The following is a 19,959-nucleotide window of genomic DNA, read 5'->3' as shown; positions in this document are numbered from 1 at the left end:
TTTGCGCCCCCAAGACATTACAAACGGGAGAGCTACGCGTGACCCAGCCCATCAGCCGGCGCCTTTTCGTCACGGCACCCGCCGCCCTCGCCGCGATCACCGGCGGCCTCGCCCCCTCCCTCGCGAAGGCCCAGGGCACGGCCGCCCCGGCCGGCCGGCCGCTCACCATCGGCATAGGCGGCGCCGTCACCTCGCTCGACCCGCACTTCTACAACGCCTCCCCGAACAACAGCCTCTCGATGCACGTCTTCGACCGGCTGGTGGAGCGCGACGCCCAGACCCGCCTCGTCCCCGGCCTCGCCCTCTCCTGGAACCCGGTCTCGGAGAAGGTCTGGGAGTTCAAGCTCCGTCCCGGCGTGAAGTGGCACGACGGCCGCGACTTCACCGCCGACGACGTCGCCTTCACGATCGAGCGCGCGCCCAACGTCCCGAACTCCCCCGGCGGCTTCGGCGGCTTCGTCCGCGCCATCCAGCGCACCGAGGTGGTGGACCCGCTGACGGTGCGCTTCCACACCGCCGCGCCCTCGCCCCTCCTGCCGACCGACCTCGGCTCGGTCGCGATCGTCTCCCGCCACGCCGGCGCGGGCGCGGGCACGGAGGACTACAACTCCGGCAAGGCCGCCATCGGCACCGGCCCCTACAAGGTCGTCTCCTACGCCCCTGGGGACCGCACGGAGCTCGTCCGCAACGACGACTGGTTCGGCCCGAAGCAGCCCTGGGCCCGCGTCTCCTACCGCTTCATCGGCAACGACAGCGCCCGCACCGCGGCCCTGCTCGCCGGCGACGTCGACCTGATCGACCAGGTCCCCACCAGCGATCTCGCCCGCCTGAAGCGCGAGAGCCGCGTGGTGCTGGCCGAGGTCCAGGGCGTGCGCGTCATCTACCTCACCCTCGACCGCTCGCGGGATGGCGCGGTGCCCTTCGTGACCGACAACGCCGGCCAGCCTCTGCCGAAGAACCCCTTCCACGACCTCCGCATCCGCCAGGCCCTGTCGCTGGCCATCAACCGCGAGGCCCTCTGCCGCCAGGTCATGGAGGGCACCGCCGCTCCCACCGGCCAGTGGCTGCCCCCCGGCTCCTACTCCTACAACCCCGAGGTCAAGCCCGACCCCTTCAACGCCGAGCGCGCCAAGGCCCTGCTGGCCGAGGCCGGCTTCCCCCAGGGCTTCAAGCTCACGCTGCACGGCCCGAACGACCGCTACCCCAACGACTCCCGCACCATCCAGGCCGTCGCCCAGATGTGGCAGCGCGTCGGCGTCCAGACGCAGGTGGAGGCCCTGCCCTGGACCACCTACTCCGTGCGCAGCAACCGCCAGGAATTCGCCGCCCGCCTCACGGGCTGGGGCAGCGTGACGGGCGAGGCCTCCTACACCCTCGTCAACATCACCGGCACCTACGACGCCGCCAAGCGCATGGGCACCAACAACACCGCCCGCTACAGCAACCCCGCCCTCGACGCCCTGACCGAGAAGGCGACGGCCACGCTCGACAACGAGGAGCGCGAGAAGCTGCTCCAGCAGGCCGTGAAGATGGCCATGGACGACCAAGCCTTCATGCCCCTGTTCCAGCTCGTGAACATCTGGGCGCTCAAGCGCGGCCTCGCCTACGACGCCCGCGCCGACGAGCGCACCCTGGCCACCGGCGTCACCCCGGCAGCCTGACGCCGGCGGGCCGAAGCGGGGAGGGGACTACTCCTCGTCCGCCTCGGCCACCGGCAGGATCATCGTCTCCTTCGCCGAGGAGAGCGCGACCACCACCTCGGTCCGCTCCACCCCGGTCTGCCCCCGCACCTCGTCCGCCACGAAGCGCTCCAGCGCGGAGAGGTCCGGCAGGCGCAGCTTCAGCAGGTAGTCCCAGGACCCGCTGATCGCGTGGCACTCGAGCACCGCCGGCGCCTTCCGCATAGCTTTGCGGAAGGCGCCATCGTCGCGGCCCGGCCGCAGCCCCACCATCACGAAGGCGAGCAGCGCGCAGCCCACGGCCGCCGGGTCCAGCGCCGCGTGCCAGCCGCGGATCGTCTCGCGCTCCTCCAGCCGCTTCACCCGCTCCGCCGTCGCCGAGACCGAGAGGCCCGCGACCTTGGATAGCTCCGCCAGCCCCGCAGCGCCGTCCTGCTGCACGGCAATGAGGATGTTCCGGTCGATCTCGTCCATAGGGTGCAGACTAGAGCCTCATCCGCTCTTGGGAAGCCACCGGCCAAGGGGCCGTCTCCCCGGCGGCGGCCGGCGGGCCGCCAAAACGAGAAGGGCACGCCGGCGATCCGCCGGCATGCCCCTTTCGGCAGGCCCGCAGCGCGGGCACGCGGGCCGGGCCCAAGGCCCGGTTGGCCCGGACAGCCTCAGACCACCGGGACCGTCCGGGCCGAGCGACGCCTGAGGTAGAAACGGCGGAACAGCACCACCGCGAGGATCAGCAGGGCGCCGCCGGCGATGAAGTGGAAGAGCCGCTCCGGGCCGATGAGCGCGCCGAGATACCAGCCCGCGGCCACGAAGCTCCCCGCCCAGACGCCGGCCGCGATGAAGTTCAGCAGGGCGAAGCGCAACTGCCCCATCCCCGCCAGCCCGCAGGCGGCCGCCGCCACGTTGCGGATGCCGTAGAGGAAGCGGAAGGTCAGCACGAAGAGGGTGCCGTATTGCAGGAGCATCGAGGTGGCGCTGGCCATCTTCGCCTCGGCCTTCGGGTACCGCTTCATCACCCGCGGCCCGTAGCGCCGCCCGAGGATGAACCAGGTTTGGTCCCCGAGGAACGACCCGATCCAGACCGAGCCCATGAGGATGAAGGGATCGATCGCCCCCGTCATCGAGCCAATCGCGGAGGCGGCGAGGACGAAGGTCTCGCCCTCGAAGAACGCCCAGACGGCGGCCAGCAGATACGCTGCGGCGCCGTACTCAGCCCAGAACTCTGCCACGCAAGCCCCCGGTCTTTTGCCGCATTATTACCGACACGTCATGCTTAACAAAGCAGATTCAGTGCCGCGTTGCACCATTCGAGACGGATCGTTGCGCAGAACCAAAAACGAGAGGAGGCGCCCGAAAGCGCCTCCCCCCTTAATTCCGTTTTCAGATGTAGTGCTCGGCCAGGGGAGCGAAGCCGTTGAACCCCTGGCTCGCGTAGGTCGTCACGTAGGCGCCCGCCGAGAGGATCTCGATCCGGTCCCCTGGCTCGAGGCCGGAGGGGAGCCGGTAGTTGGACTTCTCGTAGAGCGTGTCCGTGCTGTCGCAGGTCGGCCCGGCGATCGTCACCGGCCCGTCCTCGCCGCCGTCGCGCGGCGTGCGGAAGGCGTACTTGATCGCCTCGCCCTCCGTCTCCGCCAGCCCGCCGAAGCGCCCGATGTCGAGGTAGACCCAGCGCACCGGGTCGTCCTTCGACTTGCGGGACACCAGCACCACCTCGGCCAAGACCACCGCCGCGTCCGCCGCGATGAAGCGGCCCGGCTCCACCACGATGTCCGGCAGCGCGTTGCCGAAGTGCTCGGCCATGGCGCTCATGATCGACGCGCCGAAGTCGTCGATCTCCGGCACCTCGGAGCGGTAGCGGACGGGATAGCCGCCGCCGAGGTTCACCATGCGCACCTTCACCCCGGCCTCGCGGAGGTCGGTGAAGAGCATGGCCACCTTGGCGATCGCCGCCGCGTAAGCCGCCGTGTGGACCTGCTGGCTGCCGACGTGGAAGGACAGGCCGAAGGGGTCCAGCCCCAGCTCGCCCGCCCGGATCATCAGCTCCCGCGCCATCTCGACCTCGCAGCCGAACTTGCGCGACAGTGGCCACTCGGCCCCGTCATTGCCCACCAGGATGCGGCAGTAGACGCGGGACCCCGGTGCGGCGCGGGCGAGCTTCTCCAGCTCCCCCTCCGAGTCGAAGGCGAACATCCGCACGCCACGCGCGTAGGCGGCCCGGATGGCGCTCTCCTTCTTCACCGTGTTCCCGTAGGACACCGCCTCCGGTGCCGCACCGGCCTCCAGCGCCGCCGACACCTCCTCGTAGGACGCCGCGTCGAAGCAGGAACCGAGCCCCGCCAACCGCTCCAGGATGGCGGCGGCCGGGTTGGCCTTCACGGCGTAGTAGATGCGGGCCAGCGGCAGGGCCGCCTGGAGGCGCCGGTAGTTGACCTCGACCCGATCCACGTCGAGGACGAGGCACGGCGTCGCCGGCTGAACATCGGCCAGATACTGCGCGATCTTTGGAGTCATCGCACCACCCTCCCCATGATGAGGCGGCAGGCGTACGCCAGCGGCGATACGGCCATGCTCAGGTTGACGAACGGTCGAACGAACCAGCGACCAAGTGAGAGCCCTGGCGGAGCCCGCCACCCTCTTTGTCGTGAGGGGAAGGAGGCGACCGGCAGGGGGTTGCCAGAACGCTTGACGTCGTTGCGTAACCTTGTGGGCCAGAGGCACGTGCGTGCTGCGTCTGAGGGGGCAGATAGCCCCGGCCTCCCCGGGGTGCAAGGGACTTCGAGGGCCGGTTACCGATTTTTCCGCAGCCAGGGCGCCCGGGCCGGAAAGCGGCCTGGGGAAAAGCCGGGCGGCCCGGCATTCCCGGGGCTAAACCCGGTCCAGACCGGCCGCTTTACGGCGCCGCCACCCCGTAGGCCCGGAGGAACACCTCCACCGCCGCCTCCACCACCGCGTTGATCGCGGCCTCATCCGGCGTCGGCCCGCCGAGCATGGTCCGGAGGTAGAGCTCCCCCCGCAGAAGCCCCATCAGGTGGTCCGCCGCCACCGCCGGATCGGCATCGGCCCGCAGCCGGTCCTGGCGCTGGTCCTCCACCAGGCGGCGCGTCAGCCAGGCCCGCCCGGTCGCCGGCCCCGCCGCGTAGAAGGCGGCCGCCAGGTCGGGAAAGCGGGCGCATTCCGCGATGACGATCCGGTGGATCGCGATGCTGTCGGGATCGAGCAGGAAGCGCATCCAGAGCCGCCCGGTCTCCCGCAAGGCCCGGTCCGTCGAAGCGCTCGAGGAGGCAAGGTCCTCCGCCTGGGCCGCGATCGCCGCGCAGCGCCCCCCCACGATGGCGCCGAACAAGGCCTCCTTGCCGGTGAAATGGGCATAGAGCGTCGCCTTCGACACGCCGGCCTCCTTGGCCACCGCGTCCATCGAGACCGTCGCGTAGCCCCCCGCCATGAAGAGGCGCGCCGCCGCGTCGAGGATCGCGGCGCGCTTGGGAGAGGCTTCGGAAGCGGTACTGGCGGAAAGGGACAACAAGAGGGCTCCGGATGGTGACCGCCCGTATGTGATACTGGACCGTTCAGTTTTCCATGGACAAAGCGCGGAGAGCGCCCCATCTGAGGGACTGAACTGAACGGTTCAGTTAGAAGATGAACGCCCGGACCTCCACCATCCCCGACCCCGAATCGCGCAGCAGCGCCCCCGAGACCGTGGCGGAAGCCGCGCCCGGCTCCCGCGCCGAGGCCACCGCGCCGCCGCCCCCGGCCGCCCGGCCCCGCCGCGCCCGCCGCCTCCTTCCCCTCGCCGCCCTGCTCGTCCTGGCGGCCGGGGCGCTCGGCGGCACCTGGTACTGGCAGGTCGGCCGCTTCATCCAGTCCACCGACAACGCCTATGTCGGCGGCGACATCGCCGTGCTCTCGGCCCGGATCGAGGGCGACGTCGCCCGCATCCTCGTCGGCGACAACCAGCCCGTCGAGGCCGGCCAGCCGCTGATCGAGCTCGACCGCCGCGACTGGCAGGCCCGCCGCGACCAGGCCGCCGCCGCCCAGGCCGAGGCCGAGGCGAACATCGGCACCCTCGCCGCCCAGCGTGCCCAGGCCGTCGCCCAGGTGGCCGCCGCCGAGTCCGGGATCGCCCAGGCCGAGGCCGACCGCGTCTTCGCCGTCACCGATGCCGGCCGCGCCGGCAGCCTCGCCTCCAGCGGCTTCGGCACGCGCGAGGCCGTGGACCGCACCACCGCCGCCCGCCGCAAGGCCGAGGCGACCGTCGCCGTGGCCCGGGCCGGGCTCGAATCGGCCCGCGGCGCCATCCCCGTGCTCGACGCCCAGGCGAGCTCCGCCGTCGCCCGTCGCGACGCGGCCCGCGCCGCCCTGGCCCTCGCCGAATCGAACCTCGACTACACGATCATCCGCGCCCCCTTCGCGGGGGTGGCCGGCAACCGCGCGGCCCAGCCCGGCCAGCACGTCCGCCCCGGCGTGAACCTCATCGCCGTCTCGCCCCCCGCCGGCCGGCTCTACATCACCGCCAACTTCAAGGAGACCCAGCTCCGCCGCCTCCGCGAGGGCCAGCCGGTCGAGCTCTCGGTCGACGCCGGCGGCACACTCCACGGCACCGTGCAGAGCCTCGCCCCTGCGACCGGCGCCCAGTTCTCCCTCCTGCCCCCCGAGAACGCGACGGGCAACTTCACCAAGATCGTCCAGCGCGTGCCCGTCCGCATCGCCGTCGACGCTGGCCAGGACGTCCGCAACCTCCGCCCCGGCCTCTCGGTCGAGGCCGAGGTGGACACGCGCGACGACCCCCACGCCCCCCGCGGCCTGCTGGGCGTCGCCGCCGCCGCGGTCCGGGGCCGCTGAAGGAAGGGGCCGGGCCCGCCATGTCCGCCACCACCCTCGCCGGCGCCGCGCCCGCCGCGCCCGGCGCCGTCTCGCGCCGCCACTTCCTCGGCTTCATGACGATGGTGCTGGGCATGTTCATGGCGATCCTGGACATCCAGATCGTCTCGGCCAGCATCGGCGACATCCAGGCGGGCCTCGCCGCCTCGCCGGACGAGGCCTCCTGGGTGCAGACCTCCTACCTGATCGCGGAGATCGTCATGATCCCGCTCTCGGGCTTCCTCTCGCGCCTGCTCTCCACCCGTGTCCTCTTCACCATCTCCGCCGCGGGCTTCACCCTCTTCTCGCTGGCCTGCGCGACCGCCACCTCCCTGCCGGTGATGATCGCGGCCCGCGCGGCCCAGGGCTTCCTCGGCGGCGCGATGATCCCGACGGTCTTCGCGACCGCCTTCCTCCTCTTCCAGGGCCCCCGCCGCGCCTCCGTCAGCGTCCTGATCGGCCTCACCGCGACTCTCGCCCCCACCGTCGGCCCGACGCTCGGCGGCCTCCTGACCGAGACCTTCTCCTGGCACTGGCTGTTCCTCATCAACGTCCCCGTCGGCGTCCTCATCGCGGCCGTCGTCTGGACGACGATGGACATCGACCGCGGCGACCCCCGCCTGCTCGGCCGCTTCGACTGGATCGGCCTCGCCGCCATGGCCGTCTTCCTCGGCAGCATGGAGTACGTGATGGAGGAGGGGCCCCGCTGGGACTGGCTCGACGACCCCACCATCGCCGCCTTCGCCGCCGCCTGCCTCCTCGCCGCCCTCGTCTTCTTCTGGCGCGCCTTCACCCGCCAGGACCCGATCGTGGAGCTGCGCGCCTACGGCAACGCCAACTTCGCCCTCGGCAGCGCCTTCGCCTTCATCGTCGGCATCGGCCTCTACGGCGCGGTCTACCTCATCCCGCTCTTCCTCGGGCGCATCCGCGGCTACAACTCGCTCCAGATCGGCGAGACGATGTTCATCACGGGCCTCGCCATGTTCCTGGCTGCCCCCGTCGTCGGCCGCCTCTCCCGCGTCGTGGACCTCCGGCTGCTGCTCGCCTTCGGCATGGCCACCACCGCCGTCGCCATGTGGATGACCGCCGAGCTGACGGCGCAGTCCGCCTTCGGGGAGCTGTGGCTGCCCCTCTCGCTCCGCGGCATCGGCACGATGTTCGCCATGGTCCCGGTCAACCAGCTCGCCCTCGGCACCCTGCCGCCGGCGATGATCAAGAACGCGTCCGGACTCTACAACCTCATGCGCAACCTCGGCGGCGCCGTCGGCCTCGCGATGATCAACACCCTCGTCATCGACAGCAGCGCCTCCCACCGGCTCCACCTCTCGGAGGCGACCAACTGGGCCCGCCCAGGCGTGGGCAGCACCGTCGACGCGATCGCCGGCGCCCTCTCCAGCCGCCTCGGCGAGGGCGCCGGCCACGCGGCCCTGGCGCGGGTCTCCGGCATGATCACGCAGCAGGCGCTCATCCTCGCCTACAACGACGTGCTGGTGGTGATCGCCGGCCTCTTCGCCCTCGCGGTCCCGCTCGTCCTCTTCATCAAGGCGCCCAAGCCCGGGGGAGGGGGAGGCGCCGCGCACTGAGGCGCGCGCCCCCCTCAGCCATTCGCCGCCTGCCGCGTTCCAAGGGCTGGCACACGGCAGAGGAACTCCCCATGCAGGTCCTGCGGCTCTCCCGCTTTCTCGGCTGGTTCAGCATCGCCCTTGGGTTGGCGGAGCTCCTCGGCGGCCGGTCACTCGCGCGCCAGCTCGGCATGCAGCGCCACACCAACCTCATCCGCGCCTTCGGCGTGCGCGAAGTGGCGAACGGCGCCGCCATCCTCGCCAACCCGGGCTCCACCCCGCTGCTGCTGGCTCGTGTCGCCGGCGACGCCCTGGACCTCGCGGTCCTCGCCGGCACCCGCGTCTACGGCCCGCGCGAGCGCACCAACGCCCGCTGGGCGATCGCCGCCGTTGCCGGCGTCACCCTGCTCGACCTCCTCTGCGCCGCCCGCCTGGGCACCGAGGACGACGACGAGCTCCCGGCCCTCCCGGTCTACTGGGACTAGGCCGCCCGGCGCCGCGGTAGGGGAGGGGACCTTCCCCCTAGCGGATCAGCCCGCTCATCGGGCTCGAGGCATCCGCCGCGTAGTTCCGCGGCATCCGCCCGGCGAGGAAGGCGTGCCGCCCCGCCTCCACCCCCGCACGCATCGCCCGCGCCATGCGCACCGGGTCCTTCGCGTGGGCGATGGCGGAGTTGAGCAGCACCGCGTCGCAGCCGAGCTCCATCGCCTGGGCCGCCTCGCTCGCCGTCCCGATCCCGGCATCGACCAGCACCGGCACGCCCGCGTTCTCGATGATGGAGCGCAGCATGAAGGGATTGGACAGGCCGAGCCCCGAGCCGATCGGCGCGCCGAGCGGCATCACCGCGACGCAGCCCATCTCCTCCAACCGCTTCGCCGCCAGCGGGTCATCCGCGCAATAGACCATGACCTGGAAGCCGTCCTTGATCAGGGCCTCCGCCGCCTCAAAGGTCGCGGGCATGTCGGGATAGAGGAAGGGAGGCGGCCCGAGCACCTCGAGCTTCACAAGGTTCCAGCCCCCGGCCTCCCGCGCCAGGCGCAGCGTCCGCACCGCCTCCTTCGCCGTGTGGCAGCCGGCCGTGTTGGGCAGGTAGGTGTAGCGGTCCGGCGGCACAAAATCCTGCAGCATGGGCGCGCCGGGATCGGAGAGGTTCACCCGCCGCACCGCGACGGTCACCATCTCCGCGCCCGAAGCCTCGATCGCCGCCGCCGTTTCCTCGAGCGACTTGTAGCGCCCGGTCCCGACCACGAGGCGGGAGCGGAACCGGCGCCCGGCCACCTCCCAGGAATCATCGCCGGCCGCGACGGCCCCGTCGACTACCCCGTCCATGGCCTCAGCCCCCTCCGATGAAATGCACGATCTCCAGGGCGTCCCCGGGCTCCAGCCGCGTCGTCGCGTAGGCGGAGCGCGGAACGATCTCCTCGTTCCGCTCCACCGCCACCTTGCGCGTGTCGAGCCCCGCGCCCGCCAGGAAGTCGGACAAGGGCAGGGAGGCCGGCAGGTCGCGGGCCTCCCCGTTGACGGTGATGCGAATGGGGCCGTGCATGGTCCGGCGCATGTGGCATGCGCCGGTGGCTCGTTGAAGGGGTGCCCCTCAGTCCTCGTGCTTGCGGTGGCCGCGGCCGCTCTGCGTCTTCTCCGCGCCCGCCGCGCCCGCCGCGGCCGCCTGCTCCTGCTCGCGCTTGCCGACGGTCGCGCCGCTCGTGCCGCCCGTGCCCGCGTTCCCGTCCTCGGCCGTCGAGGTCGCGCCCTTCATGGCGCCGCGGGCCTCCTTCGGCGCCTCGGCCGCGCCGCCCTCGGGCACGTTGACGTCGGGGTCCGGGTGGTGGCCCTTCACCGTGCCGCGGTTGGTCACGCGGTCGTCGTCGCCCCCGTGGTCGCTCTTCTTCTTCGTCATGGCTGCCTCCTCGCCGGTTCAGGTCTTGAACCCGGCAGCCCGGGCGCGGGTTGCGGCCCGGGCGCGCATCGGAAGGGCGGGTTTGCGCGCGCCCCTCGCCCCATGCTAGCCCGCCCGGCCAGCAACCCGGGCCGATCCGGGGCAAACCGGAACAAAGCCCTTGGAACCCCCGCTGATCGCCGTCCTGAACGGCCCCAACCTCAACCTCCTCGGCACGCGCGAGCCGGAGAAGTACGGCTCGGCGACGCTCGACGACGTCGAGGCCCTCTGCGCCGAGGCCGCCGAGGAGCTCGGCCTGGCCATCGACTTCCGCCAGACGAACCTCGAGGGCGAGCTGATCTCCTGGGTGCAGGAATGCCGCGGCCGCGCCGCCGGCATCCTCATCAACCCCGCGGGCTACTCGCATACCTCCATCGCGCTGATGGACGCGCTGCTGGCGGTGGACCTGCCGGTGGTCGAGGTCCATATCACCAACATTCACCGGCGGGAGGCCTTCCGGCATCTCTCCTACGTCTCCCGCGCCGCGGTGGGCGTGATCTGCGGCCTGGGCGTCGGCGGCTACGCCCTCGGCCTGCGCGCGATCGCCGGCATCATCGGACAGGACGAGACGGCATGAGCGGCCTTTCCTTCGACCCGGACGCGATCCGCGCCCTGGCCAAGATCCTTCGCGAGACCGACCTCAGCGAGATCGAGCTGGTCCAGAACGAGAGCCGCATCCGCGTGGCCCGCAGCGCGCCCGTGCAGCAGGTCGTGCAGACCGTCGCCGCCGCGCCGGCCCTCGCCGCCGCGCCGGCCGAGGCGCCCGCCGGCGTGCCGACGACGGCCAGCGAGGAGGTCACCGCCGCCACCCCCGGCGCGGTCGCCTCGCCCATGGTCGGCGTCGCCTACCTCGCGCCCGAGCCCGGCGCCGCGCCCTTCATCACGCTCGGCGCCCGCGTCGCCCAGGGCCAGACGGTCCTCCTCATCGAGGCGATGAAGACCTTCAACCAGATCAAGGCGCCCCGCGCCGGCACCGTCACGCGCATCCTCATCGAGAGCGGCACGCCCGTGGAATTTGGCGAGCCCTTGCTGGTCATCGAGTAGCCGCCGCGTGCCCCCCTTCAACAAGATCCTCATCGCCAACCGGGGCGAGATCGCGCTCCGCATCCACCGCGCCTGCCAGGAGATGGGCATCCGCACCGTCGCCGTGCACTCCACCGCCGACGACACCGCGATGCACGTGCGCCTGGCCGACGAGAGCGTCTGCATCGGCCCGCCCTCCGCGCGCGACAGCTACCTCAACGCCGCCGCCATCCTCTCCGCGGCCACGATCACCGGCGCCGAGGCCATCCACCCCGGCTACGGCTTCCTCTCCGAGAACGCCCGCTTCGCCGAGATGGTGGAGGCCCACGGCATGGCCTTCATCGGCCCGACGGCCGAGCACATCCGCATCATGGGCGACAAGATCGCCGCCAAGGACGCCATGCGCCGCCTCGGCGTGCCGCTCGTCCCCGGCTCGCCCGGCGCCCTCGCCTCCGTCGACGAGGCCCGCGAGATCGCCGACGAGATCAAGTACCCCGTCCTGATCAAGGCCGCCGCCGGCGGCGGCGGGCGCGGCATGAAGGTCGCCCGCAACGAGGACGAGCTCGAGGAAGCCTGGCGCGTCGCCCGCACCGAGGCCAAGGCCGCCTTCGGCGACGACAGCGTCTACATGGAGAAGTATCTCGACCGGCCCCGCCACATCGAGATGCAGATCATGGCCGACACCCACGGCAACGTCGTGCATTTCGGCGAGCGCGACTGCTCCCTCCAGCGCCGCCACCAGAAGCTGGTGGAGGAGGCGGGCAGCCCCGCGCTCACCGCCGCCGCCCGCGACGCGCTCGGCGAGACCGTGACCAACGCGCTCAAGCAGCTCGGCTACCGCGGCGCCGGCACGCTCGAGTTCCTCTACCAGGACGAGCAGTTCGCCTTCATCGAGATGAACACCCGCCTGCAGGTCGAGCACCCCGTGACCGAGATGGTCTGCGGCGTCGACCTCGTGCGCGAGCAGATCCGCGTCGCCGCCGGCGAGCCGCTCGGCTACGAGCAGCGCGACGTGCGCTTCAACGGCCATGCCATCGAGTGCCGCATCACCGCCGAGGACCCCGTGACCTTCGCGCCAAGCCCCGGCCGCGTGAACGCCTACCACGCTCCCGGTGGCCTCGGCGTGCGGATCGACAGCGCGCTCTACGCCGGCTACGCGGTGCCGCCGCACTACGACAGCCTCGTCGCCAAGCTCATCGTCCACGGCGCCACGCGCGCGGAGGCCATCGCCCGCTGCCGCCGCGCCCTGACCGAGATGGTCGTGGACGGCATCCGCACGACCATCCCGCTCCACCAGCTCATCATGGAGGACCCCGAGTTCGCCTCGGGCGACTACACGATCCACTGGCTCGAGCGCTTCGTGGCGCAGCACACGCCGGCCGACTAGCCGGGGAGGGCGCGCTTGGCGCCGCGCCCCGCCCCGGCCTATCCTGCCGCCATGCGGCACCGCGCGGATTCCATCCCTGTCGCGACCCGGCCCGGCCGGCGGCCCCGCCGATGAGCCGCCGCGCGCTGCCCATCACGCCCGACCTCGTCCTCCGCGCCTACCGCGCGGGCCTCTTCCCGATGGCCGAGGGCCGGCAATCCGGCCGCCTCTACTGGCTCGACCCGAAGATGCGCGGCGTCCTGCCGCTGGACCGCTTCCACCTGCCGCGCAGCCTGCGCAAGGCCGTGCTGTCCGGTCGTTTCGAGGTCACCGCCGACACCGACTTCCCGGGCGTCCTCGCCGGCTGCGCCGCCCCGGCGCCCGGCCGCGAGGACAGCTGGATCAACCCGGAGATCGAAGGCCTCTTCAACGCCCTGGCGCGCATGGGCAACGCGCACTCCATCGAGGTGCGGCAGGACGGCGCCCTCGTCGGCGGCCTCTACGGCATCCGCATCGGCGCCGCCTTCTTCGGCGAGAGCATGTTCTCCCGCGCCGACGACGCCTCGAAGGTGGCGCTCGTCCATCTCGTCGTTCGCCTGCGCCTCGGCGGCTTCACGTTGCTCGACACGCAGTTCCTGAACGACCACCTCGCCCGCTTCGGCGCGGAGGAGATCCCCCAGGCCGACTACAGGAACCGCCTCTCCCTCGCGGTGGACAGGTCCGCGACCTGGCGGCCCACCATCTCCTCCGAGGAGCTGACCGCCGAGGTCGAGGCGTTGCGCGCCATCAGCTGCGCCTGAAACACCGCGAGCGCCGCCGCGCGGGAGGGCGGCGCCTCCGCCGTGTCGTGCCCCTCGAGCACGTCGAGGAAGGCCTTCGACCAGCCGCCCACGGTGTTCTCGCGCAGGCGCCGCAGCATCGCCGCGTGCCGCTCGCGCCGCTCGCCGAGCGGCATGCAGAGCGCCGTTTTCAGCGCCTCCGCCATGCCGACCGCGTCCAGCGGGTTCACGGGCAGCGCCTCCGGCATCTCCTCCGCCGCGCCCGCGAAGCGCGACAGCACGAGCACGCCCGGATCCTCCGGGTCCTGCGCCGCGACGTACTCCTTCGCGACGAGGTTCATCCCGTCCCGCAGCGGCGTCACCAGCCCGACCTGCGCCGCGCGGTAGTAGCCCGCCAGCGTGTCGCGCGGCACGGCGCGCCCGACATAGCGCACGGGCGTCCAGTCCGCGTCCGCGTACTCGCCGTTGATGCAGCCCGCGAGATGCTCGATCTCGCGCTTGAGGTCCTTGTAGCTCTCCACATCCTCGCGCGAGCGCGCGGCCACCTGCAGGTAGGTCACCTTGCTGCGGTACTCGGGGAAGCGGTGCAGCAGCGCGCCGAAGGCCTTCAGCCGCTCCGGCAGGCCCTTGGTGTAGTCGAGTCGCTCCGCCCCGATGATGAGCGCGCGCCCCGCGAGGCTCGTCACCAGCCGCTGCGACTCCGGCTCCGCCGCGCTGCGCGCCGCGACCGCCGCGAATTCGTCGGTCGCGATGCCGATGGGGAAGGCCCGCAGCCGGATCCGCCGGCCCCGGAAGCGGACCTCGCCGCCCGCACGCATCTTCATCCCCGTGCCCTGCGCCATGCAGTCCGCCAGCCCGGCGAGGTCGCGGTAGGTCTGAACCCCCACGAGGTCGTAGGCCAGCAGGTCGCGGATGAGGTCCTCCGCGCCCGGCATCGCCGAGAAGACAGCCCAGGGCGGGAAGGGGATGTGGTGGAAGTAGCCGATGCGGTGGCGCGACCCCATCGCCCGCAGCTCGGCGCCGACCGGGATCATCTGGTAGTCGTGCACCCAGATCGTGTCGTCCGGGCGCAGCATCTCCATCAGCTTCTCGGCGTAGCGCCGGTTCACCGCGCGGTAGCACTCCGCCTGGTCGCGGTCGTAGCTCAGCAGCCCGAGGCGGAAGTGGAACATCGGCCAGAGCGCCGAGTTCGCGTAGCCCGCGTAGAAGCCGTCATAGGCCTCCTGCGAGAGGTCGATGACCGCGTAGTCCACGCCGCCGCGCCGCGCGTGGCGCACCACGTCCGGCGGGTTCTCCGACACATTGCCGCTCCACCCGAACCAGAGCCCGCCGCGGCTGCTGAAGGCGTCCTTCAGCGCGACCGCGAGCCCGCCCGCCGCCGCGGCCTCGCCACGGCGCGGCACCGCGACGCGGTTCGAGACGATCACGAGCCGTCCCATCATCCGATCTCCTGCAAGCCCGCCGGCACGGGGCGAGGGAGGCGCGCCGTGATCCAGGCCTGCCCTCCCGCCGAACCGATGCCGCGGGGCGGGGCCGATGGCCCGCTGCGTCCGGGGGGTCGTGCATCCATCGTCCAACCCCTCCCCATTTCCGCCATCTTCCAGGAACAGCCCAAGAAAGTCGCGGTTGCCAAGGGGAAATTGGGGGGCGCTCAGCCCCCGCGCCCGTCACCTTCCAGAGAGGCGGCGACCCGCCCGAGCCAGGCGCGCACCAGTGCCGGGCGGCCGGCGAAGTCGTCGGGCACGCGCAGCCCGTAGCCGCCGTACTCCGCGCAGGCGGCCATGCCGTCCTCGTCGGTGACGTCGTCGCCGATGAAGATCGGGCGCCGCCCGCGGAAGGGCGCGACCGCCATCAGCCGCCGCACCGCGCCTCCCTTGTCCGCGTCCACTGGCCGTAGCTCCACCGCCGCGTGCGCGGGCACGACGTGGAAGCCCCGCGCGTCCTCCCGCAGCAGCGCCGCCAGCAGCGCCAGCGCCTCCGGCCCTGCCTCCGGCCGCAGGCGGAAGTGAAGGACGAAGCCGTGCGTCTTGTGCTCGGCCAGCGTGCCCGGCCGCTCCGCCGCGAAGGCGTCGGCCGCGCGGCGCCACTCGGGCGGCGGCACCGGCAGGGGCACGGCGCCGGGCAGGGCGGGGTCCAGCACCGCCCCGTGCTCGGCGCCGATCGGCAGGCTGGCTACCCCGGCATAGCCGCGCGCCACCGCCAGCCCGCGCCCCGTGACCACCGCCACGGCCCCGCCGAGCACGCCCTGCAGCCGCGTGAGCAGCCCCGGCAGCTCGGGCGGCACGATCACGTCGTCCGGGCGCGCGGCGATCTCGAGCAGCGTGCCGTCCATGTCGAGGAAGAGCGCGGCGTCGCGGCCGGGCAGGACGGGGCCGTGGATCGCCGCGCCCTCAGATCTGTCGTTCATCGCGCCTCCGGCCTCCGCGGTCCACCAGCAAGCGGCCGCCCCGACGACCGTGACCCCGCGCCGCGTCAGCGGCAATCAAGGATCCGCAGATCGTAGACCGGGTGCTCCAACATGTGAGCGGCCGGCGCGTTGGCGAGCATCCAGCCCCGGAAGGCCAGCGGCGAGGCCGCCGGGAGAAGGTCGTCGCGCACCTCGATATAGGCGGCGGCGTCCGGCACCTCGTCCGGCGGGCGGGCGTTGCAGGCCCGCACCGTCACGGTCAGCGAGCCGAAGCGCACGGGCTGCCCGACCACCGCGTCCAGCACCGTGATCCGGGCCGTCACCTTGTCCAGCGCCTGCAGCTGCGCGCTCCGCTTGCGCACCCATCCCGCCTCCGCCGGCGGCCCCTGGTCCGACCCTTGCGCGAGCGCCGGCCCGGAAAGGGCGAGCGCCAGCAGGAGGAGGGGCAGGGCGCGCCTCACGCCGGGCGCCTCGGGCTCGGCAGCGCGGCCACGAGATCGGTCAGCACGCGCCGCATCGCCGCCTCGTCCACGCCCATCAGCACCGCGTCCTCGAAGGCGTCGCGCAGCACCTGCGCCGCCTCGGCGTGGTTCTCCGCCAGCACCTTCAGCTTCTCCCGGCAGGAGAGCGGCTGCCCGTCCGCGCCCGGCCAGCGCTCGGGCGGCGCCAGCGGGTCGGCGCTTGGCCCGGTGTTCACCGCGGCCGGCCGGCCGCGGGCGGCCGCGCCGCCGGGGCTGCGCCGGCGGCGGGGGGTGCCGCGGCCGGCGCCGGCGCCGGGCTGCCGGAGCCCGCGCGCTGCGCCTGGTTCCCCGCCAGCTCCGTCACCGAGAAGATGAAGCGCCCGAGCAGGCTCTCGAGGCTGACAGCGGACTGGGTGATCTTCACCTCGCCCCCGCTCGCCAAGTTCCGGTCGCTGCCGCCGGGCACCAGGGCCACGTACTTGCCGCCCAGCAGCCCCTCGGAGGTGATCTCGGCGGAGCTGTCCTCGGGCAGGTGCAGCCCCTGGTCGACGTTCAGCGTCAGCACCGCGAGGAAGGTGGCGGGGTCGATCCGCTGGCCGGTCACGCTGCCGACCTTCACGCCGGCGATCCGCACGTCCGCGCCCGCCGCCAGCCCGTCGATCCGGTCGAAGCGCGCCGTCAGCACCAGCCCGCCGCCCGCGGCGGAGCGACCGGAATTCGTCACGGCATAGGCGAGGAACAGCACCGCCGCGAGCAGCACCACCGCCCCGGCCGCGATCTCCGCGAAGCCGTGGCGCTTCACGCCGGGTCCTCCGGCGGCGGGAACGGTCGGGCCGGGCCGGGAGGGCCCAGGCCGGGCGGGGCCGGAACGCGACGGGGCGTGGCGCGGCGGCGCGGTAAGTCGGGGAACGTCGAGCATGAGCGTCTCAAGAACCGGGCGTCCAGGCCTCGTAGTCCCCGGCCGTCGGGGCGCGCTTGCCGCCGGCAAGGTCGCTGCCGGCGGGGCGATAGGCCTGGGCGGTGCCGGTCATGTTCGGCATGTGCGGCTTCATCCAGGGCAGGCGGCGCGTCGCGTCGAGCGGCGAGTCCAGGGTGTGGTGAAGCCAGGCGTGCCACTCGGGCGGCACGACCGTCGCCTCGGCCGCGCCCGCGTAGACCACCCAACGGCGCTTGCGCCCGTAGTTGAGGAAGTCGCGGCGGCTCTCGAAGTAGATGTTGCCGGCGGTGTCGGTGCCGACTCGGCGGCCCGAGAGGCCGGAGAGCCAGCGCTGCATGGCGGACATGGAAGGGCTCCTGCCGATGCGGGCGGGTTGAGAAGGGGCTGCATATGGCACGCCCCGCCCCCGGGCGAAAGCCACGCTCCGCCCGCCGCGGCCGACACCCTATCTTGTGTCGTCCTCCGCCTCCAGCCACGACATGGCGGCTTCACCCGGGGGCGGCGCCGGCCTATGGTCCTCCCATGACGCGCGACGACGGCTCGACCCGCAACACCGTTTGGGATGGCGTGGCCCTGCGCCGCGTGCGCGCGGCCGCCGATCCGGACGCCAATCCCCGCCCCGTGGCCCTTCCCGCGGCCTGGGACGACACCGCCGCCGAGGCCCTCGCCGCCCTGGCGCCGGGCAACGGCCCCGTGGCCCTGCCGCGCCTCGCCGAGGCCTGGATCGCGCGCCTCGCGGCCCGCGGCCGCAAGCTCGGCCTCCTCGCGGACGCCGCGGCCGCCGAGTCCCTCGCCACCGCGCTCCGCGGCCTTCTCCTCGCCCGCCGCGGCGCCCCCGGCGCCGGTACCTGGGCGGGCGACTCCAAGGCCGAGCCCCGCTTCGTCCTCAACCTGCCGGCCTTCCTGGAGGAGGACGGCTTCGCCGCCGCGGGCTACGCCGCCGCCGTCCGCACGGGCGTCCTGGCGCTGGAGATCCTCGGCGGCGCCAAGGCCACGCGCCTGCGCCTCGGCTTCGCGGACCTCGCGGGGCTGCTGGCCGCCCTTCGACTCGACTACGACTCGCCGGAGGGCCGCGACGTCGCCGTGGCCGTCGCCGCCCTCACCCGGGGGGCCGCGGAAGCCGCCTCGGGCCGGCTGGCGGAGAGCCTCGGCGCCCGCTTCCCCCTCGCCCTGAACTGGCCCGCGCCGCCCGCCTCGCTCCCGGTCGCCGGCCTCGTTGAGGCCGTCCGCGCCGCGCTGGACGAGGCCGCCGGCGCGCCCGGGCTGCGCCACGCGGCGATCGTCGCCCTCTCGCCCCCGGACGCGGTGGAGGCCCTGCTCGGCGCCGAGACCGGCGGCCTCGCCCCGGCCGCGGCACCCACCCGCCTCGTTTCCACGGAGGACGGCGGCGTGGCGGAGATCCCGACCCGCGCCGCCCTCCTCGCCGGCGAGGACGCCGCTCGGCTCCTGGCCCCCCGCGGCCCCGAGTCCCGCGCTGCCATGGAGGCCGCGCTCCGCCCCTGGCTGCACGCCGCCGCCCCCGCCGTCGCGGCCCCCGCCCAGGCCCCGCGCCCCGTGGCGAAGCCGCGCCCCGCACCGGCGCACGGCCGCGGCGCCGTGTGGAAGGTCGGCATCGGCGGCCACCGCGTCACCCTCCGCACGATGGAGGGCGCCGAGGGACTCGAGGAGATCTCCCTCACCCTCGCGAAGGACGGCGCCGCCTTCCGCGGCGTGGTGGACGCCCTCTGCCACTCCGTCACCGTCGGCCTCGCCTCCGGCGTGCCGCTCGACGAGTACGTGCAGGCCTTCGCCTATACCCGCTTCGGCCCGGCCGGCGTCGTGGAGGGCGACCCGGCCATCCACCGCGCCTCCTCGGTGCTCGACTGGGCCTTCCGGCGCCTGGCGCTCGACCACCTCGGCGGCCGCATCCTGCCGGACCCGACCGAGGAGGAGTGCGGCGGCGACCACCTCGGCACCGCCGCCCAGCAGCTTCCCCTCCTGCCCGACCTTCCCTCCGCCCCCGCGCCGGCCGCCCGCCGCCGCGCGCTGCGGCTGGTGGGCTAGGCCATGGCCCAGTCGATCCCCGACGCCGATCCCGGCCGCATCGCCGCGCGCCTCGCCGAGCTCGGCGTCTCGCTGCCCGAGGCCGCGAAGCCCATCGCGAACTACGTGCCCGCCGTGATCACCGGCGACCTCCTCTTCGTCTCCGGCCAGGTGCCGATGCGCGAGGGCAAGATTGCCTACACCGGCAAGCTCGGCGCCGGCGTGCCGATCGAGATGGGGCAGGAGGCGGCGCAGCTCTGCTTCATCAACGTCCTCGCCCAGGCCTTCGCCGCGCTCGGCAGCCTCGACCGGGTCGTCCGCGTGGTCCGGCTCGGCGGCTTCATCGCGGCGGGGCCGGAATTTACCCAGCACGCCCAGGTGATGAACGGCGCCTCCGACATGGCGGTCGCTGTCTTCGACGACGCCGGCCGCCACGCCCGCACCACCATCGGCGTCCCCTCCCTGCCCGGCGACGCCGCGGTGGAGGTCGAGGCCGTCTTCGAGATCGCGTGACGGCCTCGGAGGCGGCGGAGGCCCTGCTCCGCCGCTGGATGGAGAGCGGCGACCACAGCCTGCTGGCCGAGGACGTCCGCTGGCGCGTCTCCCCCGGCTACCCCGTCCCCCGCACGGAGTGGCGCGGGCGGGCCGAGGTGGCGGAGGTCTTCTTCCCCACGCTCCGGCGCCGCTTCCCCCACTGGAAGATCGCGGTGGACCGTTTCGTCCCCCTCGTGGACGGACGGCTCCTCGCCAGCGGCGCCTACGACGCCCGCGACGCCGAGGGCCGCGCCGGCACGGTGCCCTTCCTGCACGTCTGGACCGTCCGCGACGGCGCCATCGCGGCCGTCGAGGCCGTCGCCGACTTCGGCGCCTTCGCCCGCGCCGAATCCGGCACCCCCGGTTGAGCCGGCGCTTGCACCCGGCCCCGCGCGC

24 protein-coding genes are annotated in these 19,959 nt (G+C 73.3%); 11 read left to right on the top strand and 13 right to left on the bottom strand.

Annotated elements, in window-relative coordinates:
- Positions 1–38 precede the first annotated feature (38 nt).
- Positions 39–1,661 (top strand): ABC transporter substrate-binding protein, encoded by a 1,623-nt coding sequence (locus EAH89_RS07225; protein ID WP_408906286.1) that lies wholly within the window; start codon positions 39–41, stop codon positions 1,659–1,661.
- A 27-nt stretch (positions 1,662–1,688) separates the two neighbouring features.
- On the opposite strand, the gene EAH89_RS07220 is transcribed toward EAH89_RS07225, so the two are convergent.
- The 4 genes from EAH89_RS07220 to EAH89_RS07205 form a co-directional block, all read right to left on the bottom strand.
- Positions 1,689–2,153 (bottom strand): Lrp/AsnC family transcriptional regulator, encoded by a 465-nt coding sequence (locus tag EAH89_RS07220; RefSeq protein ID WP_140882120.1) that lies wholly within the window; start codon positions 2,151–2,153, stop codon positions 1,689–1,691.
- A gap of 185 nt (positions 2,154–2,338) precedes the next feature.
- Positions 2,339–2,908: a DedA family protein gene (locus tag EAH89_RS07215; RefSeq protein WP_140882119.1), complete on the bottom strand. Its 570-nt coding sequence runs from the start codon at positions 2,906–2,908 to the stop codon at positions 2,339–2,341.
- A 151-nt stretch (positions 2,909–3,059) separates the two neighbouring features.
- Positions 3,060–4,190 (bottom strand): type III PLP-dependent enzyme, encoded by a 1,131-nt coding sequence (locus EAH89_RS07210; protein ID WP_140882118.1) that lies wholly within the window; start codon positions 4,188–4,190, stop codon positions 3,060–3,062.
- A gap of 379 nt (positions 4,191–4,569) precedes the next feature.
- Positions 4,570–5,199 (bottom strand): TetR/AcrR family transcriptional regulator, encoded by a 630-nt coding sequence (locus EAH89_RS07205; RefSeq protein WP_140882117.1) that lies wholly within the window; start codon positions 5,197–5,199, stop codon positions 4,570–4,572.
- Positions 5,200–5,315: 116 nt separating this feature from the next.
- Here EAH89_RS07205 and EAH89_RS07200 point away from each other — a divergent pair, with 116 nt between their 5' ends.
- The 3 genes from EAH89_RS07200 (at position 5,316) to EAH89_RS07190 (ending at position 8,583) form a co-directional block, all read left to right on the top strand.
- The gene (locus EAH89_RS07200; RefSeq protein WP_140882116.1) at positions 5,316–6,518 is read left to right on the top strand and encodes an HlyD family secretion protein; all 1,203 of its coding nucleotides are present in this window, start codon (positions 5,316–5,318) and stop codon (positions 6,516–6,518) included.
- A 20-nt stretch (positions 6,519–6,538) separates the two neighbouring features.
- Positions 6,539–8,119, top strand: a complete 1,581-nt coding sequence (locus EAH89_RS07195; protein WP_140882115.1) for a DHA2 family efflux MFS transporter permease subunit — start codon at positions 6,539–6,541, stop codon at positions 8,117–8,119.
- 71 nt (positions 8,120–8,190) lie between these two features.
- Positions 8,191–8,583 carry a hypothetical protein gene (locus EAH89_RS07190; RefSeq protein WP_140882114.1) on the top strand — a complete coding sequence of 131 codons (393 nt, stop codon included), beginning with the start codon at positions 8,191–8,193 and terminating at the stop codon, positions 8,581–8,583.
- Positions 8,584–8,620: 37 nt separating this feature from the next.
- Here the strand turns inward: EAH89_RS07190 and EAH89_RS07185 are convergent, their stop codons facing one another.
- From EAH89_RS07185 to EAH89_RS31745, 3 genes are read right to left on the bottom strand one after another with little or no spacing between them, the layout of a single operon-like run.
- The gene (locus tag EAH89_RS07185; RefSeq protein ID WP_140882113.1) at positions 8,621–9,427 is read right to left on the bottom strand and encodes a thiazole synthase; all 807 of its coding nucleotides are present in this window, start codon (positions 9,425–9,427) and stop codon (positions 8,621–8,623) included.
- A 4-nt stretch (positions 9,428–9,431) separates the two neighbouring features.
- On the bottom strand, positions 9,432–9,644 hold the full coding sequence (gene thiS, locus EAH89_RS07180; protein ID WP_232480074.1) for a sulfur carrier protein ThiS: 213 nt from the start codon (positions 9,642–9,644) through the stop codon (positions 9,432–9,434).
- 48 nt (positions 9,645–9,692) lie between these two features.
- On the bottom strand, positions 9,693–9,995 hold the full coding sequence (locus tag EAH89_RS31745; RefSeq protein WP_140882111.1) for a hypothetical protein: 303 nt from the start codon (positions 9,993–9,995) through the stop codon (positions 9,693–9,695).
- A gap of 160 nt (positions 9,996–10,155) precedes the next feature.
- On the opposite strand from EAH89_RS31745, the gene aroQ reads away from it, so the two are divergent.
- The 4 genes from aroQ (at position 10,156) to aat (ending at position 13,223) form a co-directional block, all read left to right on the top strand.
- Complete coding sequence (aroQ, locus tag EAH89_RS07170) at positions 10,156–10,611, top strand: type II 3-dehydroquinate dehydratase (protein WP_140882110.1); 456 nt, start codon at positions 10,156–10,158, stop codon at positions 10,609–10,611.
- Positions 10,608–11,078, top strand: coding sequence for an acetyl-CoA carboxylase biotin carboxyl carrier protein (accB, locus tag EAH89_RS07165; protein WP_140882109.1), 471 nt, complete (start codon positions 10,608–10,610; stop codon positions 11,076–11,078). The genes aroQ and accB overlap by 4 nt, the downstream gene beginning before the upstream one ends.
- 7 nt (positions 11,079–11,085) lie before the next feature.
- Complete coding sequence (gene accC / locus EAH89_RS07160; protein ID WP_140882108.1) at positions 11,086–12,444, top strand: acetyl-CoA carboxylase biotin carboxylase subunit; 1,359 nt, start codon at positions 11,086–11,088, stop codon at positions 12,442–12,444.
- A gap of 110 nt (positions 12,445–12,554) precedes the next feature.
- Positions 12,555–13,223, top strand: a complete 669-nt coding sequence (gene aat, locus EAH89_RS07155; protein ID WP_140882107.1) for a leucyl/phenylalanyl-tRNA--protein transferase — start codon at positions 12,555–12,557, stop codon at positions 13,221–13,223.
- Here aat and EAH89_RS07150 read toward each other — a convergent pair.
- The 6 genes from EAH89_RS07150 to EAH89_RS07125 form a co-directional block, all read right to left on the bottom strand.
- Positions 13,109–14,641, bottom strand: coding sequence for an alpha,alpha-trehalose-phosphate synthase (UDP-forming) (locus EAH89_RS07150; RefSeq protein ID WP_140882193.1), 1,533 nt, complete (start codon positions 14,639–14,641; stop codon positions 13,109–13,111). The two genes, aat and EAH89_RS07150, sit on opposite strands and share 115 nt — an antisense overlap.
- A 212-nt stretch (positions 14,642–14,853) precedes the next feature.
- Positions 14,854–15,609 carry a trehalose-phosphatase gene (otsB, locus tag EAH89_RS07145; RefSeq protein ID WP_140882106.1) on the bottom strand — a complete coding sequence of 252 codons (756 nt, stop codon included), beginning with the start codon at positions 15,607–15,609 and terminating at the stop codon, positions 14,854–14,856.
- Between the two features lie 65 nt (positions 15,610–15,674).
- Positions 15,675–16,070: a DUF2155 domain-containing protein gene (locus EAH89_RS07140; protein WP_241666896.1), complete on the bottom strand. Its 396-nt coding sequence runs from the start codon at positions 16,068–16,070 to the stop codon at positions 15,675–15,677.
- A complete protein-coding gene (locus EAH89_RS07135) occupies positions 16,067–16,306 on the bottom strand; it encodes a hypothetical protein (protein ID WP_241666895.1) in 240 nt (79 codons plus the stop codon). The genes EAH89_RS07140 and EAH89_RS07135 overlap by 4 nt, the downstream gene beginning before the upstream one ends.
- Positions 16,303–16,872 (bottom strand): outer membrane lipid asymmetry maintenance protein MlaD, encoded by a 570-nt coding sequence (gene mlaD, locus EAH89_RS07130; RefSeq protein WP_170182837.1) that lies wholly within the window; start codon positions 16,870–16,872, stop codon positions 16,303–16,305. Before mlaD ends, EAH89_RS07135 begins: the two co-directional genes overlap by 4 nt.
- Positions 16,873–16,996: 124 nt before the next feature.
- Complete coding sequence (locus EAH89_RS07125) at positions 16,997–17,353, bottom strand: NADH:ubiquinone oxidoreductase subunit NDUFA12 (RefSeq protein WP_140882104.1); 357 nt, start codon at positions 17,351–17,353, stop codon at positions 16,997–16,999.
- Between the two features lie 176 nt (positions 17,354–17,529).
- On the opposite strand from EAH89_RS07125, the gene EAH89_RS07120 reads away from it, so the two are divergent.
- Genes EAH89_RS07120 through EAH89_RS07110 form a run of 3 tightly spaced genes read left to right on the top strand, consistent with a single transcriptional unit; the run spans position 17,530 to position 19,931 of the window.
- Positions 17,530–19,050 carry a TSCPD domain-containing protein gene (locus EAH89_RS07120; protein ID WP_140882103.1) on the top strand — a complete coding sequence of 507 codons (1,521 nt, stop codon included), beginning with the start codon at positions 17,530–17,532 and terminating at the stop codon, positions 19,048–19,050.
- Positions 19,051–19,053: 3 nt separating this feature from the next.
- Entirely contained in the window at positions 19,054–19,542 is a 489-nt protein-coding gene (locus EAH89_RS07115) for a RidA family protein (RefSeq protein ID WP_140882102.1), read from the top strand.
- A complete protein-coding gene (locus EAH89_RS07110; RefSeq protein ID WP_140882101.1) occupies positions 19,539–19,931 on the top strand; it encodes a nuclear transport factor 2 family protein in 393 nt (130 codons plus the stop codon). Before EAH89_RS07115 ends, EAH89_RS07110 begins: the two co-directional genes overlap by 4 nt.
- Positions 19,932–19,959: the final 28 nt, after the last annotated feature.

Source organism: Muricoccus nepalensis, assembly GCF_006438825.1.
Classification (GTDB): domain Bacteria; phylum Pseudomonadota; class Alphaproteobacteria; order Acetobacterales; family Acetobacteraceae; genus Roseomonas; species Roseomonas nepalensis.
This window is presented reverse-complemented; position numbering and strand designations above follow the sequence as displayed.

What these genes read in the sequence shown, in the direction of transcription:
- EAH89_RS07220 (WP_140882120.1), bottom strand. Translation starts at nt 2,153, where the DNA reads ATGGACGAGATCGACCGGAACATCCTCATTGCCGTGCAGCAGGACGGC.
- EAH89_RS07210 (WP_140882118.1), bottom strand. Translation starts at nt 4,190, where the DNA reads ATGACTCCAAAGATCGCGCAGTATCTGGCCGATGTTCAGCCGGCGACG.
- EAH89_RS07200 (WP_140882116.1), top strand. Translation starts at nt 5,316, where the DNA reads ATGAACGCCCGGACCTCCACCATCCCCGACCCCGAATCGCGCAGCAGC.
- EAH89_RS07195 (WP_140882115.1), top strand. Translation starts at nt 6,539, where the DNA reads ATGTCCGCCACCACCCTCGCCGGCGCCGCGCCCGCCGCGCCCGGCGCC.
- EAH89_RS07190 (WP_140882114.1), top strand. Translation starts at nt 8,191, where the DNA reads ATGCAGGTCCTGCGGCTCTCCCGCTTTCTCGGCTGGTTCAGCATCGCC.
- EAH89_RS07185 (WP_140882113.1), bottom strand. Translation starts at nt 9,427, where the DNA reads ATGGACGGGGTAGTCGACGGGGCCGTCGCGGCCGGCGATGATTCCTGG.
- thiS (WP_232480074.1), bottom strand. Translation starts at nt 9,644, where the DNA reads ATGCACGGCCCCATTCGCATCACCGTCAACGGGGAGGCCCGCGACCTG.
- EAH89_RS31745 (WP_140882111.1), bottom strand. Translation starts at nt 9,995, where the DNA reads ATGACGAAGAAGAAGAGCGACCACGGGGGCGACGACGACCGCGTGACC.
- accB (WP_140882109.1), top strand. Translation starts at nt 10,608, where the DNA reads ATGAGCGGCCTTTCCTTCGACCCGGACGCGATCCGCGCCCTGGCCAAG.
- aat (WP_140882107.1), top strand. Translation starts at nt 12,555, where the DNA reads ATGAGCCGCCGCGCGCTGCCCATCACGCCCGACCTCGTCCTCCGCGCC.
- EAH89_RS07150 (WP_140882193.1), bottom strand. Translation starts at nt 14,641, where the DNA reads ATGGGACGGCTCGTGATCGTCTCGAACCGCGTCGCGGTGCCGCGCCGT.
- otsB (WP_140882106.1), bottom strand. Translation starts at nt 15,609, where the DNA reads ATGAACGACAGATCTGAGGGCGCGGCGATCCACGGCCCCGTCCTGCCC.
- EAH89_RS07125 (WP_140882104.1), bottom strand. Translation starts at nt 17,353, where the DNA reads ATGTCCGCCATGCAGCGCTGGCTCTCCGGCCTCTCGGGCCGCCGAGTC.
- EAH89_RS07120 (WP_140882103.1), top strand. Translation starts at nt 17,530, where the DNA reads ATGACGCGCGACGACGGCTCGACCCGCAACACCGTTTGGGATGGCGTG.
- EAH89_RS07115 (WP_140882102.1), top strand. Translation starts at nt 19,054, where the DNA reads ATGGCCCAGTCGATCCCCGACGCCGATCCCGGCCGCATCGCCGCGCGC.